Raw genomic sequence first — 15,785 nt, 5'->3', positions numbered from 1 at the left:
GGTGCGCCATTGCTCATCCGGCGGCCCTTAGGACTCAGAGGCGGCCTGGTCGTTGTCCTCAGACGCTACCACAGGCTCACCGGGAGCGGCAACTTTCACCATGGCATGGCGCAACACCCGATCGCCCAACAAATAACCATCCTGCAACTGCTCCAGCACTGTGCCTTCCGGGTGCTCATTGGACGGCTCCCGCATCACCGCCTCATGCAAATTCGGGTCAAATTCCTGGCCCTCGGGGCGCATTTTCACCACCCCTAACCGCTTCAGGCTGTCCACCAACTGGCGATAAATGCCCTGATAGCTCTTGTGCAGATTTAATTCGCCATCGGTTTGGGGCTTGATGAACGATCGGGCCCGCTCAAAGTTATCAATAACCGACAACAGCTCGCGGATCGTGTCGCAGCGAATCCGCAACTCCAACTCTTCGCGCTCTTTGGCGGTGCGGCGGCGGAAATTCTCAAAGTCAGCCGTTAAGCGCATGTGCTGGCCGGTGCGATCGTCCAGTTGCCCCTTCAAGCCCTCAATTTCCCGCAGCAAGTCCGCCACCTTTGGCCCATAGGTTCCTTCGGCTGCCGGTTCTTCCAACTCAGACAAGTCCAGATCATCCAGGGTGGCCGGTGCTTCCTCGGTTGCGCTGGTTTCGGGGGTGGCGGCTTCGGGGGTCGGCGCTTCAGCAGTTGGGGGTTCTACTGCCGCTTCGGGGGCCGGGTCATTCACCGAGGTATTGTCTTCCGTCAGGTTTTCTTCAGGGCTGTAGGTCATTGGTTCCTCGCTAGCAGTGATCACAATGGAGTTTTTGTTGAGTTCCTGTTGAGCTTTGACCATCAACAGTCCAACAACGGTCAAATTTCCTGACCCGTGCAAATTGGCCAAATTGGGGCGATCGCCCGTGGGTGGCCCTCACCACTTCAGTGCTCGCTGAAGTGCAGATTGCCCATCACCCACCTGTCCCGCAGGGCTGCCCGGACAGTGACCCGCACAGGCTCAACCTATGTTAGAACGCCACCCGGCCGAATCGAACATTTCCCGCCCTGGCCCCTGCCTCAGATGCCAGCTCTAGATGCCAGCTCTAGATGCGAGCTTTCCCGAGACCTTTAGCTTAGGATTGATTTGGTTTTGATCCATTGGCTTTGCATGACCCGCCAGCCCACCCTGAAACCGATCCGAGAACAGGCTCGAACCCATGGCCCAAAACTCAAAACCATGGCCCAAAAACCAATCAGTGTCAATGCCTGCCATTCCTAGGCATCCAGCTTCAGGATCCAGCTTCGATCCTTGGGGCTGCGTGGCTGCGGGCTGTTGTTTTCGGGGGGTAGACCGGGGTATACCTGGGTCATGCTGTAGCTGAGTTGGGCCCTGTAGCTGAATTGATTGCCCGTCCGTTTCGCTCCTCGCGCCCGATCGCCCGATCGATGCGCCTTCGATCCCGCTAGGTGTCACCTGCTATGACAAACTCCATAAACCGGCGCGCCCTGGTTGTCCAAAGCAATTTTTCGCCCTTCGGTAACAAACTTGTGCAGTCGGGCTATGTGGATCCCGACCAAATGAGCCGCGCTTTGGCTGAACACCGCCAGTCGGGCCGGCCGCTGATGGAAGTGCTGGCAGCGATCGCCGGCAAAGAAGTGCCACCGGAATTGGTACGCCAGTACAAAAAGCAACTGCTGTTTGAACTCAAAATTCTCCACGGGGTTGAGGCGATCGACCCGGAAATTGAAGAAGTGTCCGCGGCCCAGGTGGAGCAATGCATTGAAACCCTGATTCCGGTGGATGTTTGCCGTCGCTATCGGTTGCTGCCCCTGGGGCGGGCCCAACGGGGCGACGCACCGGCCATGATGGTGGCCATGGCCGACCCGGACAACCTGGATGCACTGGACGATTTGAATCGCATCCTGCGGCCCCAAAACCTGGCCCTGATTCGGCGGGTGATTGCCCCCGAAGATTACCAGGCCATCATTAGCCAATACCTAGACGAAGCGGCCCGCAAGTCCCAACAGGCTTCTCGCCAAACTTCCGCCGCCGTCAGTTTCGATGAGTCGGATTTGCAGAACCTCGAAGCCATGCAAATGGAAGAGGCTTCCGACGAATTGGAGACGGACGACCTGGCCAGCTCCATGAACGACGCGGAGTCGGGGCCGATCGTCAACCTAGTGAACAAGGTTTTGATTAAGGCCCTGCAAGACGGCGTTTCGGATATTCACGTGGAACCCCAAGAGGAAGAAATGCGGATTCGGTTCCGCAAAGATGGGGTGCTGCAAGAGGTGTTTCGGCTCCCGAAAAAGGTGGTTCCGGCCGTGACCTCCCGGTTCAAAATCATTTCCAACCTGGACATTGCCGAACGACGGGACACCCAGGATGGGCGGATTCGCCGGGTCTTTGAAGGGCGGAAAGTGGACTTTCGGGTCAATGTGCTACCCAGTCGCTACGGCGAGAAGATTGTGTTGCGGATTTTGGATAACTCCTCAACACAACTGGGTTTGGATAAGCTGATTGGCCGGCCGGAATCGTTGCAGTTGGTGCGGGAGATGGCCAGCCGCCCCTTTGGCTTGATTTTGGTGACGGGGCCGACGGGTTCCGGGAAGTCCACCACGCTCTATTCAATCTTGGCGGAACGGAACGACCCAGGCATCAACATCAGTACCGCTGAAGACCCGATCGAATACGCCTTGCCCGGGATTACCCAGGTGCAGGTGATTCGGGAAAAGGGGCTGGACTTTTCGCGGATCCTGCGGGCATTCCTGCGCCAAGACCCGGATGTGATTCTGGTGGGTGAGACGCGGGACAAGGAAACGGCCAAAACGGCGATCGAGGCGGCCCTCACAGGCCACTTGGTGTTAACCACCCTGCACACCAACGACGCATCCGGGGCGATCGCCCGCTTGGATGAAATGGGCGTGGAACCTTTCATGGTGGCGGGGGCCCTGTTGGGCGTGGTGGCCCAGCGGCTAATGCGGCGCGTTTGCAGCGAATGCCGCGTGCCCTACACTCCCACCCCCGAAGAGTTGGCCCGCTACGGCATGAGCGCCAACCAAGAATCCCACCTGACCTTCTACAAGGCCAATGTGGTGTCGCCTGATGAGCGCAAGAGCCTGGGCGAGATGGGCAAACTTTGTCCCAAGTGTGGCGGTGTGGGCTACAAGGGCCGTTGCGGGGTTTATGAGGTTTTGCAAGTGACGGAAACCTTGCAAAACCTGATTACCCAAGGGGCCCCAACCGATCGCATCAAGGAGGCCGCCGTTGAAGAAGGGATGGTTACCCTGTTGGCCTACAGCCTGGATCTGGTGCGGGAAGGGCTGACCACCTTCGAGGAAGTGGAGCGGGTCACCTTCACCGACACCGGCCTAGAAGCGGAACTGAAGGCCAAGCGCAAGAGCGCCCTCACCTGTCGCACCTGCGCGGCAGAACTCCAGCCAGACTGGATGGACTGTCCCTATTGCCTCACGCCTCGGTTTGAAGAGCCGTTGGTGACCGGTCGCTAGCTTTTGGCGATCGCTCGTGAATGGCTTGCCGGTTGGCAGGGAATGCGATCTTGATACGATCGCCCGCCCAATTGGGCATCCTCAGGCCAAATTCACGGCTGACCTCATCCCCGATTTCGACGCTTCCCCATGGTTGGCCCCGCCCGAGTTGTTCAAACCCTGCCAACTTTGCGGGCCGTGCCAGCGTCTTGATCCCGATCGACCCCTCATTCGATCGACCCCTCATTCGATCCCCATTCGACCTAACCTCACTCGACAGGAGTAGCGACCATGCCACTGGATTACATGATCGAAGACGTGATGGAATCGCTGATCGAACAAGGCGGCTCCGACATGCATATCCAAGCCGGTGCGCCCATCTATTTTCGGATTAGCGGCAAACTGACCCCCCAACCGCAATTTGGCGAAGTTCTCGACTCCCAGGACTGCCAAAAGCTGATTTTCAGTATGCTCAACAACAACCAGCGGAAAGACCTGGAGCAGAACTGGGAATTGGACTGCGCCTATGGGGTCAAGGGTCTGTCGCGGTTTCGGGTGAATGTCTATCGCGAGCGGGGCTGCTGGGCCGCCTGTTTGCGGGCCCTGGCTTCCCAAATTCCCAACTTTGAAAAACTCGGTTTGCCCCAAGTGTTGCTGGAGATGGCGGAGCGGCCCCGGGGCATGGTGCTGATCACGGGGCAAACGGGATCCGGCAAAACCACCACCCTGGCGGCCTGCTTGGACTACATCAACCGCACCCGCGCGGAGCATGTCCTGACCGTGGAAGACCCGATCGAGTATGTGTTTCCGAACATGAAAAGCCTGTTCCACCAGCGGCAAAAGGGCGAAGACACCAAGAGTTTTGCCAACGCCCTGAAGGCAGCGCTGCGGGAAGACCCGGATATCATTCTGGTGGGGGAAATGCGGGACTTGGAAACCATTTCCTTGGCTATCTCCGCCGCTGAAACCGGTCACTTGGTTTTCGGAACCCTGCACACCAACTCCGCCGCCGGGACGATCGACCGGATTTTGGACGTGTTTCCCCCCATCCAACAGCCCCAAGTCCGGGCCCAGATGGCCAACTCCCTCGTGGGGGTTTGCTCACAAAACTTGGTCAAGAAAGTTGGGGGCGGTCGCTGTGCAGCACACGAAATTATGCTGAATACCCCCGCTGTGGCGAACCTGATTCGGGAAGGCAAAACCTCGCAAATCTATTCCACGATTCAAATGGGTGGTAAGCAGGGGATGCAAACCATGGAATCTTGCCTGGCGAAGCTGTACCAAGAAAACAAGATCACCTACGAAGATGCCCTGGGCAAAAGCTCCAAACCCGACGAGCTACAGCGGTTGTTGGGTGGCAAGGTGGGTGCTGGTCGCTAGGGACGCGGCATTCCTGCCCTAATCAGGCGGATCCAATGAGGCGTACCTAAATTGGCATCACCGATCGAGCGCATATCGGGCGCATAATCGATCGACAGAAGGTAACGACGGGGCCGATCGCTCGGCAAACCCTCGGGCGATCGACCCCAGCCCAACCCCCACAGCCCCTTTTCCCCCGTGCCGCCGCCACCTCTGGCAACGGACTCTCGACAGAATTCTGAGGACTCACGTAGTTTGAGCAGCGCCCTATGGCTAAATTCATCGCCACCATCGCTGGCCCCGACGGCAAAGGCAAGCGCGAAGTTGTTGAAGCAGAAAGCATCAACGGGGCGCGTAATAAACTGATTGCCGCTGGGTTTAGCCAAGCCCAAATTCGCGATCTCAAGGAACAGAAAAGCGGCCTAGACATTGACCTCGCCAGCCTCACAGCCAGCGTAACCGTAAAAGATTTGGCCGTGTTTTCTCGGCAATTTTCCGCCATGTTCAATGCGGGCATTGCCATGGTGAAATGTTTGGATATTTTGAGCAATCAATGTGAAAATCCCAAACTGAAAAAAGCCCTATTTAAAATCAATGCTGATGTGCAAGAAGGGGAAACCCTATCTTCTTCGCTGAAACGACACGGCGACATCTTCAGTAAGCTCTATTGCGCCATGGTGGAAGCGGGTGAAATTGGGGGGGTGCTCGATGAAGTACTCACCCGACTGGCAACCCTGCTGGAAAATGCCGCCCGGCTACAAAACCAAATTAAGTCCGCCATGTCCTATCCCTCCACAGTGGGATCCTTGGCGGTCCTTATCTTTTTGGGAATGACCATTTTTCTGCTGCCAACCTTTACGGGAATTTTCGATAAGTTAGGGGCTGAACTGCCGGCGTTCACGCAAATCATGATTAATATCAGTGAGTTTTTGCGTGGCCCATTTTTCGATGAAGATGATCCCAAGGGGCGTAGGAATTTCTATGTGGTGTTTTTGGTAATTGCCTTGGTCATCGGCAAGGTTGTCTATGACCTGTGGTACAAAACACCGGCTGGCAAGCGCCAAATGGATGCCGTATTTCTGAAGTTGCCGATTTTTGGAGACATCATTCAGAAAAGCTCGGTGGCTAGTTTTTGCCGCACCTTTGGGACGTTGACGCGATCGGGTGTGCCGATTATTCAAGCCCTCGAAATTTGTAAAGATACCGCCGACAACCAGGTGGTTTCGGATGCGGTGGCTTCCTCCATTACCGAAATTCAAGGTGGGGGAACGATCAGTGCGGCGATCGAGCGATATAAGGTCTTCCCGGCCATGGCCATTCAGATGATGATGATTGGTGAGGAAACCGGGGAACTCGACAAAATGCTAATGAAGGTGGCGGACTTCTATGAAGATGAAGTGGAGCAAGCAATCAAGGGTCTAACCAGTATGTTGGAGCCGTTGATGATTGTGGTGATTGGGGGGATGGTTGGTTCGATTTTGTTGGCGATGTATTTGCCCATCTTTGCGGTGATGGATGCGATTAAGTAGTGCTGCAAGGCAACGCTATTAACCATCAAAACTCCAAATATCAACCACCAAAACTCCAAGGCAAAGCGATCGATCATCAAAACTTCAGGTGAATTTTTCGCGGGCGAATTCTTCTCAGGTCAGCTTTTCTCAGGCAAACTTTTTTCAGGCGAATTTTTCGCGGGCGAATTTTTCTCAGGCAAACTTTTCCAGCGATCGAGTGAGCAGTAGCATCAGCGAGGCAGCCTATGTCCATCAAGTCTGCGGATTATGAGGAAATTCTGGCGACTTATAGTGGGCGGCAGGCAGCGATCGAGCTGCTGCGGGAATATCGGCCCTACTTGGAACTGTTGCCCAGTATGCGGCGGCCCCTGGACAGCACCGTGGTGATTACGTTGCCGTTGGCGCGGATCGATCCCGATGTGCTGGAAATGACCCAACTGGCCGAGGTGGCCGATGTGAGCCGATCGCGCCGTCGCCATTCGATCGAGTCCGAGCGATCGACCAACAAGCCGGGGCGGCAGGCGGTGCGGTTACCCTGCGAGATTGCCCTCCTGATGTGCGATCCCGAATGGCAGGTGACCACGGGCGTGGCGGTGTTTGTGTTTGTGCATCGGCCCAATGAGGATTTTTATGGGCTGATGAGTCGCTGGCGACAGACGCAATTGCTGCTCGATCGCGACTATGAATGGGTGATGCCCCTGGCTTACCGCCATGTGGTGGGCGATCGGGCCGATCGAATCTATCCGCTGTTTTTGCTGTCGGAGCGATCGCCCGAACGGTTGCAACGGGGCTTGAAGGGCGCAACCTTGCCCTATGTGGTTTGTCCAACCCAGGCGGAACCCCCCGCTCGATTCGATCCCCAGGTTGACCACACCCCCGCTCCCACCACGGACTTGACCCGCGAAACACCTCATCCGGGCCCGGGGCGATCGGCCCGCGATGCTCAGCCCACCTCCGATCCAGAGCTGGAAGGCGATCTTTGGGTTGAGTGAGGGTTGCCGCTCGCGCCCTTGGGGCCCAGTTGGTCTTGGGCAACGACTGAGACCCGGATTCGGCCCGGTATCCAATAGGTTGCTTTTGTGCCTTGCGTGGCATTGGGCGACACAGCGCCGTTTTCGGCGTGATCGTATAATGCCAAAGCCATCCCACAAGGCTGGCCATCCCCTCCCCACAGCGTTTAGCTAGGTTAACGATGGACTTGCTGGAGTATCAGGCAAAAGCCTTGTTTGCCGCCATGGGCATTCCGGTGCTGCCTTCCCAACCGATCGCCAGCTTGCAGGAGTTGCGGGAATTGAAGATTCCCTACCCGATCGCCCTGAAATCCCAAGTGCGGGCCGGGGGACGGGGGCGTGCTGGTGGGATCCGGTTCGCCAGCAACACGATCGACGCGGTGGCCGCCGCCCAAGCCATTTTCAGCTTGCCGATCGGGGGGGAATGTCCTGCGTTGCTGTTGGCGGAGGCCAAATACAACGTGGAGCAGGAGTTTTATCTGGCGGTGGCGCTGGATGACAACGCCCGGCGGCCGGTGCTGCTGGGATCCACCCAAGGGGGGATGGATGGCAAGCTGTCCGCCGGTACGGTGCATCAGGTGTTGGTGGATGGGGAATTTTCGCCCTTCTATGCCCGCCGTTTGGTGCTGAAGATGGGGCTACGGGGCGAGCTAGTGCCTTCCGTCAGCGAGATTGTGGAGCGGATGTATGCTCTGTTTGTCCAAAATGATTTGGATTTGGTGGAGATCAATCCCCTAGGGGTCGATCGCGCCGGGGAACTGATGGCCCTGGACGGCAAAGTCACCGTGAACGACAGTGCGATCGATCGCCACACGGAGTTGAAATGCTTGCTCAACGGCGTAGTGATGCCGCCCAGCCTCAAGCCCGTTTGGATTGAGGGCGGAACCGCGCCCGCTTCGGTGGCCAATGCGGCCCACGGTGCTCAGGGGGCCGTGAACGGTCAGAGCAGCAATTCCACCAATGGCGATCGCAGCAAAAAGAACGCCAGCACCCCGATCGGGATTGTCTGCAATGGCATGGGGCTGACCTTAGCGGCCTTGGATTTGGTTTGCCGCTTTGGGGGCAACGTGGCCGGGTTCATCAATGTGGGCTGGACCGTGGGCGGTGGTCGCCCCGAAATCCTAGAAGGGCGGCTCGAACAGGCCTTAGCCAGTCTCAGCCATCCACATCCAGTGCGGGTGGTGCTGCTGGATTTGTTGGGCAGTGCCATCACCCTGGATGGCGTGGTGGCAGTGATTCACCAATATGCCAAGCGCCATGGTTGGTGGCGACAGGAAACCCAACCGATGGAAGAATTACCGCAACCCCTCTCCACCACCCGCAGTGAAGGGGACTTGGCTGTGAATAATTGGGCTAATAATTTGGCCCTGAATCAGGGACGCGGCCCCGCGATCGTGCTGCGGGTGTTGGGGGAACCCAGTGATGAAACGCGCGAGTTAATTGAAAGCTTGCCGATTTCCCTGGCCGACAGCCTCGAAGCCGCAGCCAAACTGACGGCTGTGTTGGCCAACGCGCCCCAAGTTTAAGGAACTGGTTGAAATGGGAACTGGTTGAAATGGAGAATAGCGGACTCGAACCGCTGGCCTCTGCGGTGCGATCGCAGCGCTCTACCAACTGAGCTAATTCCCCGAGGCAATTGGCGTATCGGACATGGTAGCACCAATCGGCGGTTCGGGCCGTTCCCGACCGGCAAAAAGCCGCTGCACCCGATCGAGATCCAAGGTATTTAAAAAGTCCACCACCCAATCGGCCCGGCGGTGCACCATTTGGAATGGGTGGCTGGTGGCCACGCCCACCACCTGCATTCCCGCAGCCTTGGCCGCCGCAATGCCAGGGTAGGTGTCTTCGATCGCCAAGCAATTTTGGGGTTGTAAATCCAGCCGATCGAGCTGCGATCGCAACTGGGCCACCGCTTGCAAATAACCATCGGGAGCGGGCTTGCTCTCTAGGCCCATATCACCCGTAATCAGCACGCTAAAGAACGATCGCAGTCCCGCCCGACTCAAAACCGTCTCCACCTCCGCAGCCAGGGCCCCGGTCACAATTCCCATGGGCAACCCCAAGGTGCGCACCCGACTGCAAAAGTCCACCACGCCCGGATAGATCGGCAGTTGGGGCAAGTGGGCCAGACGATCGAGATACAGTTGCGACTTGCGGGCCACCAACCGATCGAGCGTGTCATCATCCACCATGCGCCCCCGCCGAGCCAGCAGATCCCGCAAACAGGCCCGATCGCTCCGGCCCAAACAGACCTCGCGGAATTCCTCCGGATCCGGCCGCAAATTCTCACTCAGCAACATCTCTTGCAGAAGTTGCCCGTGCAGCGGTTCGTCATTAATGATTGTGCCGTTAAAGTCCAGCAGAATTGCTTTGAGGGTCATGGGCAATTGGGCAAACAACGGCCAACGGAGCCTTTACCGATTCCCAACCTCGAAGATCCTCGGTGCGGATTGGAGTCCTGAATCCTGGGAACGGGAATTGCGTCTTAAAAGTTTAGCGCCAAACCAGTCCCCCACCGTTGAACACCAAAGGCCAGGGCCCGATCGCCCGCCCCCTAGCGAGCCGCCGCTCCCAACAGCCGGGGCCGATCGCGCCGTCGCACCCGTTGCCACTGTTCCCGCAAAGCCGCCACATCCGCCGGGCGATCGCCATAGCGCCAATCACTGTAGGCCCCGGCCACCGCCGCCAACAGCGCCAAGCGATCGCCCGCGCCGGGGCCGCCCCCCTGCTGGGCGAGCCACTGTTCATAGGCGGCCACATATTCCAATGGTGTTTGCCAAGGATAGGCGGGACAGTCTTCTGCTAACCAATCGCGCACCTCCTGATATAACGCAGCGATCGGGGCTAACCGAGCCAAGCGCCGCCGCCGTTGCCAAGCGTGCCAGCCCAACCAACCCAACCACAGGGCCCCACCCACCACCAAAGCCAGGGCGATCGCCGCCAAAATACCCGTCCAGCCCCCCGTTAACAAACCCAGCAACCGACCCACCAGCGCCAGCAGTCCCCCCAGCACCCCTGAAATCACCCCATCCAGCCAATTGCGCAGGGGCGTGGGCAACCAACCAGCCACCCAAGCCCAGAGTTTTTCTAGGGTGCTGAAGGTTTCATTTTTCTCGATCGAGGGTGGAATCAAGGGATGGCCAGGAATCGGGTCAAAGCTATACCAGCCATACCCGGGAAAATAAACCTCTGTGATCAAATGGGCATCGGTGTTGTACACCTCGTATAGGCCGGTGAAAGGATTGAACCGACCCGGCGCAAACCCGGCCGCCACCCGTGCCGGAATCCCCAAACTCCGCAACATGAGGGTGAGAGTGGTGGGGAAATGATCGGGATAGCCCCCTTGATACTGAAACAAAAAGCGATCGACCAAATCTTCACCCGCAGCCGGTGGCGGCAAGTCCGGTTGTACGGTGTAGGTTTGCTTCAGGGCTTGGGCTAAGAACAGCGCCTGCTCATACGCATCATTGCGGGCATTGGGAGCCTTCGCGAGTAACTCTTGGGCCCGTTTTTGCAACTTGGGCCGCAGGGCCGCGGGCACATCGAGGTAATAGTTGCGAATGAAGGGGGGATAGGTACGGCGGGCCTGGCGCAGTCGGGTGCGATCGCGGTAGGCCACTTGGGAGATGACCGAGTAGGTTAACCCCTCATCCAAAATGCGGGGCGATCGAATACTGCCTTCCTTGTCGATCGCAATTCCTCGGGTTGGGAAAAACAGCTCCGTGGGTTGGGCCAGGGTGGGAATCAGGTTGGGCAAGGCCGAAAGCACCGTGTAGCTTTGCACCACCTCTTCAATTTGGGCGCGGGTTGGCTCCGGCGGAATCACAAAGCGATAGGACCAATCGGGCCGCACCAGGCTTTGGGTGTCGTCATTGCGGGAAATTTCCCACCCGCGACCGGTGTAGCGATCGAACCCCAACACTCGCCAAAAGCCCGGTGACTGCGATCGCACCCGCATCACCAAGGTGGGAACCAGTTGCCCCTGAAGAGTTTGGTCGATCGTGCTGCTAAAGCCGTAATAGAACGTGTTGTCCGTTTGGCCGCGGCCTGCGCCGCTGGTTCCCCCGAGGGCTTGGCCATCTTGCCCATAACCCGGATTGCGAATCGACGCAGACTGATCCCGGTTATCAAACACCTGATCCATCAAATTGGGCGGAGCCGTCACCGGGAACTGGCGCAGTTGGTAGCCCGGAAAACGCGGCAGCAGGGCAAAGACCACCAGCCCCAAAACCGCCACCACCCCAAACAACCGCGCCATCTGACCCGGCCGAATTAGCCCCGTGAGGGTGCGCCAATCCCGATCGCCCGGTTCCAATCCCAGGCGCGATCGATAGTCCAACACCAACATTGGCAGCGCCACCCCCACAAAGGCCACCAACACGGGCGCAAACAACATGGTTTGGCTGAGGGTTCCGGCCACCCCCATCAGAATCAGCCCGATCAGCATCGAGTAGCCCAAGTCCTTGCGCCGGGGCAAGTCGAAGCAATGGAGCACCTGCAAATGGATCAGCAACTCCGCCAAAACCAGGCGCGTATCTCCCAAATTGCCCAGGAGCGATCGAAAGAAAACGGCCAAGGCCACCAGCATTCCCGCCGCGATCGCCAGTTGCGCCCCCAGGTTGCGCCGCCGCCGTTGCCGCCAACTCCAGTAGGCCCCGCCAAAGCTGAGGGGAATGGCCCACCAACTGGTTTGGGTTCCAGCGGCCACATCGGTGGCCAAAATCCCGATCGCCACCAAAATTTGCACCAAGATTCGCAGGGCGATCGATTCTTCCGGTTGCGGCCGGGGTTGATTTTGCCAAGTTTGCAGCCGTTGCCACCAAGCTTTCCTTGCCGCTTCCGAAACCATGCCTGTTCCCCGGTCTTGCTTCAGCTATTCCCAGGATAATGGCTTGGCCCAAGATCCCCAGATCCTCAACCAGTCAATCACAGTCACAATCACGATCATGAACGATCGCGATCATCACCACGATCGCAACCCCCATCAAAGAGCAATTTCAGGGGTTGGCTCGCGCGATCGCAACTCCGACGGCCCCGAGTCAGTGCCATGGGGCACAGGGGCCGGTGTTTCTTCCGAGGCCGAGTTGGCTTCCGGATTGGGCCAAGAACTCGATCGCCGCCGCACATAGAGATAGGCCGTCATGCGACCGCGCCCCTTCACCGGCAAATTAGACCAACGCTCAAACTCGTAATGATCCTTCAGGTAGGCATAGGTTGCCTCGGTCACCTGAATTTTGCCGGGAATCCCCTGGGACTCCATTCGACTGGCCACATTGACCGTGTCGCCCCAAAGGTCATAGCTAAATTTTTTGATGCCAATTACGCCGGCCACCACGGCCCCCGTGTTGATGCCAATTCGCAAGGCCAAGGGCAGCCCGGTTTCTCGCCGCAGTTGATTAATTTCTCGGCGCATGGCGATCGCCATTTCCATCACCGTGAGGGCATGGTCAGGGCGCGGCACAGGAATTCCGCCGGCCACCATGTAGGCATCACCGATCGTCTTAATTTTTTCGAGGCCAAATTCTTCGGCTAATCGATCGAACGCCGAAAAAATTCGATTTAATAATTGCACCAACTCCAAGGGCGGCAACTGCACCGAAAGGGGCGTGAAGTCCACAATATCGGCAAATAAAATTGTGGCTTCCTCAAACCGATCGGCGAGGATTTCGTTTTCCATCGCCAACCCATCCTCCCTTGCCAGCCGATCGACAATGGCTTGGGGCAACACATTCAACAGCAACTTTTGCGTGCGGCTTTGCTCATCGCGCAGGGCCGATTCCATTTGCCGCCGCTCCCGCACTTCCCGATCGAGCAAAAAGAGCTGCTCTTGTAATAATTCTGCCTGTCGTCGCAAACGCTTTTGCAAACTGGCTGCCAACAGGGCCGGCCCCCGAAACAGCGTCAGATTGCGGGCCCGCTCATGGAGTCGATCGAGCCGACTGCGATCCAAATGCAACCGAATGCGCGCCAAAGCCTCCGCCGGTTCCAGGGGCAACAGCAAATAGTCCGCCGCCCCCGCCGCAAACAACGCGCTCCGATCGATTTGCCCCGCCGCCCCTACCAGTACGATTGGGGTGTTTTGGTGAGGGGCCGCCGATCGCAACTGATGGCACAGTTCCAAGGCCGCCAGCTCCGGCCAAGACCCCACCAACACCAAAAGCGGCTGGAGCCGAGCGGCCGCCGCCATCAACTCATCCAAACTCGCGGGGCAATGGGCTTCGCACCCTAACTCCGCCACCACCTGGGCCAAGGCCTGCGCCAACTCCCGATCGGCAATGCCAATCAGAATTGGGCTACCAGAGGCAACCACAGCCGAGCTTGTCGTTGGAGCATTCACAATAATCGCAGCGCCATGCGGCCGAAAACGATGCAGCCTGTCGTAACCATCAGTTACTAGGTAGGGGCTACAACTCCGCACAGACCAAATCCGCCTCAAACCAGAGATTCAAGGGAAATTGCCCCCAAAATCCCGGTATTTCGTGGTCAAAATTCGGTAAATGATGACAACCGACCGCCACAGCGGCGATCGCCCCCCCAAAAGACAGACTGCGTGACAATACGCCGATTAAAGATGCACCAACGGTTTAGCTCCCTGAGGCCGCACTGTGGCATCAAGCAACCTTCCGCTCAGGGTTTTGAGCCAAAAGTATCTTGAGCCTTGAGCCAGCAACAAAGCTGCTGCGATCGTATCAAAATTCCCCCGAATCCAGGTTTCCTAGGCCCCACAAACCCCCACCGGGCGATCGCAGGCTCCGTTGGCATCAGGCTCCGTTGGCATCAGGCTCCGTTGGCATAATGAGACCAACCGCGATCGTGAGGACTAACCGATGATTGCCCAACCCACCACCACGACGATCACGCCAGGGATTCAGCCCCCACCGATCGACTATCCCGACAGCGACGGCCAGCCGATCGCGGACAACACGAAACAGTTTCATTGGATCCAAAAGATCTACATGAACCTTGCCGCCATCTTTACCAACGATCCGCAAGTTTTTGTGGCGGGCGATCTGCTCTGGTATCCGGTGGAAGGGGACAACAAAACCCGCCAAGCGCCCGATGTGATGGTGGCGTTTGGGGTTCCCAAGGGCGATCGGGGTTCCTACAAGCAGTGGTGTGAAAACAACATCGCGCCCCAAGTGGTATTTGAGATTTTGTCGCCGGGAAATCGCTTTGGGGAAGTGCTGAAAAAGCGGGCTTTTTATGACACCTACGGCGTTGAGGAATATTACATCTACGATCCCGATCGCCATGATTTGAGCATTTTGGTGCGATCGGAACGGGGCGATTTGCAGCTCCGGGACGATCGCCCGGACGATTGGGTGAGTCCCCGGCTCGGCATTCGGTTCCAAATGGGCGAAGACAGCCTCACCCTGTTTCGGCCGGACGGTCAGCCCTTTTCGACCCTGGCGGAAGAAATCCAGCGCACCAAGCAAGAGCGCGATCGGGCTGAGGAAGAGCATCAACGCGCCGAGCAAGAACGGGAACGGGCTGAACAGGAGCGCGATCGAGCCGATCGCCTGGCGGCCCGGCTGCGGGAGTTGGGTATTGATCCCGAGGCGATCGGGTAGACCACGGCACAATAGCAACAGGCGATCGCGATCGGCAGGAGCGCAACGGGAATGACCATTGCCACAAGCCCTCAAACCTGGACGGATCAGGATTGGATGACCTTACCCAGGGAGGGGCATCGCTACGAGTTGGTGAACGGTCAGGTCGTGGATATGGGCCATGCGGGGATGGAGCATGGCTATTTGGCCTGCGTTTTGGTGGCGGCGCTGATGAATTGGGTGCGATCGCGCCGTTTGGGAGCGGTTTGTGATTCGAGCACGGCGTTTACCTTGGGCAATGGCAACCGACGATCACCCGATATTGCCTTTATCGATCGATCTCGGTTGCAGGGTCTCAGCCGCCCGCCCCGAGGCTATTTTGAGGGTGCGCCGGATTTGGTGGTGGAGATTCTGTCACCGGGCAACACGGTGGACGAAATGCACCAAAAAATCGTGGAATATTTTGCCCACGGGACGCGCTTGCTGTGGAAGATTGACCCAAATGAGCGCTGCATTTTGGTCTATCACGGCCCGGAACCCGATCGCCTGTTGCGGGTTGGCGATTTGTTGGAGGGGGAGGATGTGGTGAGCGGGTTTGCGTTTCCGGTGGCGGAGCTATTTGAACCGTGGGATTTTTGACGAGCCGCGATCGCTCCCAACTGATGAATGATGATCGGGTAGGGTGCATGGGAGCAATTTGCAATTGTTACGAAACGGTTGATTTGTTCTCCCATGCACCGTGGATTGATCGCCACCCAACCGATCGTCGTTCCATGCGTTACGGGTGGCGGTGCATGGGAGATGAATGGCGATTGGTATTGCCTTCCGAGCGTTCTCCCCTGCACCGCAACTACTACTACTGAAGAAAATGAAGCTGTAGGGGCCGACTTGCAAAACGGT

General features: G+C 57.8%; 14 protein-coding genes and 1 tRNA gene. 9 read left to right on the top strand and 6 right to left on the bottom strand.

Annotated features, from left to right (window positions below; all coding sequences use genetic code 11):
• Window positions 1–27 precede the first annotated feature (27 nt).
• Window positions 28–825: a nucleotide exchange factor GrpE gene (gene grpE, locus H6G53_RS12475; protein WP_370567834.1), complete on the bottom strand. Its 798-nt coding sequence runs from the start codon at window positions 823–825 to the stop codon at window positions 28–30.
• A 620-nt stretch (window positions 826–1,445) separates the two neighbouring features.
• On the opposite strand from grpE, the gene H6G53_RS12470 reads away from it, so the two are divergent.
• The 6 genes from H6G53_RS12470 (at window position 1,446) to H6G53_RS12445 (ending at window position 8,861) form a co-directional block, all read left to right on the top strand.
• Complete coding sequence (locus H6G53_RS12470; RefSeq protein ID WP_190355382.1) at window positions 1,446–3,476, top strand: GspE/PulE family protein; 2,031 nt, start codon at window positions 1,446–1,448, stop codon at window positions 3,474–3,476.
• Between the two features lie 270 nt (window positions 3,477–3,746).
• Window positions 3,747–4,835, top strand: a complete 1,089-nt coding sequence (locus H6G53_RS12465; RefSeq protein WP_099532084.1) for a type IV pilus twitching motility protein PilT — start codon at window positions 3,747–3,749, stop codon at window positions 4,833–4,835.
• Window positions 4,836–5,083: 248 nt separating this feature from the next.
• Window positions 5,084–6,343 carry a type II secretion system F family protein gene (locus tag H6G53_RS12460; protein WP_190533387.1) on the top strand — a complete coding sequence of 420 codons (1,260 nt, stop codon included), beginning with the start codon at window positions 5,084–5,086 and terminating at the stop codon, window positions 6,341–6,343.
• A gap of 88 nt (window positions 6,344–6,431) precedes the next feature.
• The gene (locus H6G53_RS19290; protein ID WP_190355380.1) at window positions 6,432–6,596 is read left to right on the top strand and encodes a pentapeptide repeat-containing protein; all 165 of its coding nucleotides are present in this window, start codon (window positions 6,432–6,434) and stop codon (window positions 6,594–6,596) included.
• The gene (locus H6G53_RS12450) at window positions 6,571–7,317 is read left to right on the top strand and encodes a hypothetical protein (RefSeq protein ID WP_190527284.1); all 747 of its coding nucleotides are present in this window, start codon (window positions 6,571–6,573) and stop codon (window positions 7,315–7,317) included. Before H6G53_RS19290 ends, H6G53_RS12450 begins: the two co-directional genes overlap by 26 nt.
• Window positions 7,318–7,517: 200 nt before the next feature.
• Complete coding sequence (locus H6G53_RS12445; protein WP_099535419.1) at window positions 7,518–8,861, top strand: ATP-grasp domain-containing protein; 1,344 nt, start codon at window positions 7,518–7,520, stop codon at window positions 8,859–8,861.
• A gap of 30 nt (window positions 8,862–8,891) precedes the next feature.
• On the opposite strand, the gene H6G53_RS12440 is transcribed toward H6G53_RS12445, so the two are convergent.
• The 5 genes from H6G53_RS12440 to H6G53_RS12420 all read right to left on the bottom strand — a co-directional run bounded on the left by H6G53_RS12440 (window position 8,892) and on the right by H6G53_RS12420 (window position 13,892).
• Window positions 8,892–8,964 (bottom strand) — tRNA-Ala (locus H6G53_RS12440).
• Window positions 8,955–9,716, bottom strand: a complete 762-nt coding sequence (locus tag H6G53_RS12435) for an HAD family phosphatase (protein ID WP_099535427.1) — start codon at window positions 9,714–9,716, stop codon at window positions 8,955–8,957. The genes H6G53_RS12440 and H6G53_RS12435 overlap by 10 nt, the downstream gene beginning before the upstream one ends.
• A 173-nt stretch (window positions 9,717–9,889) precedes the next feature.
• Window positions 9,890–12,184, bottom strand: coding sequence for a transglutaminaseTgpA domain-containing protein (locus H6G53_RS12430; protein WP_190533384.1), 2,295 nt, complete (start codon window positions 12,182–12,184; stop codon window positions 9,890–9,892).
• Window positions 12,185–12,319: 135 nt separating this feature from the next.
• A complete protein-coding gene (locus tag H6G53_RS12425) occupies window positions 12,320–13,645 on the bottom strand; it encodes an adenylate/guanylate cyclase domain-containing protein (RefSeq protein WP_347343141.1) in 1,326 nt (441 codons plus the stop codon).
• Window positions 13,646–13,739: 94 nt separating this feature from the next.
• Complete coding sequence (locus tag H6G53_RS12420) at window positions 13,740–13,892, bottom strand: hypothetical protein (RefSeq protein WP_158234551.1); 153 nt, start codon at window positions 13,890–13,892, stop codon at window positions 13,740–13,742.
• Window positions 13,893–14,162: 270 nt separating this feature from the next.
• Here H6G53_RS12420 and H6G53_RS12415 point away from each other — a divergent pair, with 270 nt between their 5' ends.
• Genes H6G53_RS12415 through H6G53_RS12405 form a run of 3 tightly spaced genes read left to right on the top strand, consistent with a single transcriptional unit; the run spans window position 14,163 to window position 15,748 of the window.
• Entirely contained in the window at window positions 14,163–14,906 is a 744-nt protein-coding gene (locus H6G53_RS12415; protein WP_190533381.1) for a Uma2 family endonuclease, read from the top strand.
• Window positions 14,907–14,957: 51 nt separating this feature from the next.
• Window positions 14,958–15,524 (top strand): Uma2 family endonuclease, encoded by a 567-nt coding sequence (locus tag H6G53_RS12410; protein WP_190533378.1) that lies wholly within the window; start codon window positions 14,958–14,960, stop codon window positions 15,522–15,524.
• Window positions 15,512–15,748 (top strand): hypothetical protein, encoded by a 237-nt coding sequence (locus tag H6G53_RS12405; RefSeq protein ID WP_190533375.1) that lies wholly within the window; start codon window positions 15,512–15,514, stop codon window positions 15,746–15,748. The genes H6G53_RS12410 and H6G53_RS12405 overlap by 13 nt, the downstream gene beginning before the upstream one ends.
• Window positions 15,749–15,785 lie beyond the last annotated feature (37 nt).

The sequence above is a fragment of the Limnothrix sp. FACHB-406 genome (genome assembly GCF_014698235.1).
In the GTDB taxonomy this organism is placed as follows: Bacteria; Cyanobacteriota; Cyanobacteriia; order CACIAM-69d; family CACIAM-69d; genus CACIAM-69d.
The sequence above is the reverse complement of the archived record's forward strand: the minus strand, read 5'-3'. Positions and strand labels throughout refer to the sequence as shown.

Excerpts from the sequence above, each read along its gene's own strand:
- grpE (WP_370567834.1), bottom strand. The coding sequence starts at position 825 with ATGGTCAAAGCTCAACAGGAACTCAACAAAAACTCCATTGTGATCACT.
- H6G53_RS12470 (WP_190355382.1), top strand. The coding sequence starts at position 1,446 with ATGACAAACTCCATAAACCGGCGCGCCCTGGTTGTCCAAAGCAATTTT.
- H6G53_RS12465 (WP_099532084.1), top strand. The coding sequence starts at position 3,747 with ATGCCACTGGATTACATGATCGAAGACGTGATGGAATCGCTGATCGAA.
- H6G53_RS12460 (WP_190533387.1), top strand. The coding sequence starts at position 5,084 with ATGGCTAAATTCATCGCCACCATCGCTGGCCCCGACGGCAAAGGCAAG.
- H6G53_RS12450 (WP_190527284.1), top strand. The coding sequence starts at position 6,571 with ATGTCCATCAAGTCTGCGGATTATGAGGAAATTCTGGCGACTTATAGT.
- H6G53_RS12445 (WP_099535419.1), top strand. The coding sequence starts at position 7,518 with ATGGACTTGCTGGAGTATCAGGCAAAAGCCTTGTTTGCCGCCATGGGC.
- H6G53_RS12435 (WP_099535427.1), bottom strand. The coding sequence starts at position 9,716 with ATGACCCTCAAAGCAATTCTGCTGGACTTTAACGGCACAATCATTAAT.
- H6G53_RS12430 (WP_190533384.1), bottom strand. The coding sequence starts at position 12,184 with ATGGTTTCGGAAGCGGCAAGGAAAGCTTGGTGGCAACGGCTGCAAACT.
- H6G53_RS12415 (WP_190533381.1), top strand. The coding sequence starts at position 14,163 with ATGATTGCCCAACCCACCACCACGACGATCACGCCAGGGATTCAGCCC.
- H6G53_RS12410 (WP_190533378.1), top strand. The coding sequence starts at position 14,958 with ATGACCATTGCCACAAGCCCTCAAACCTGGACGGATCAGGATTGGATG.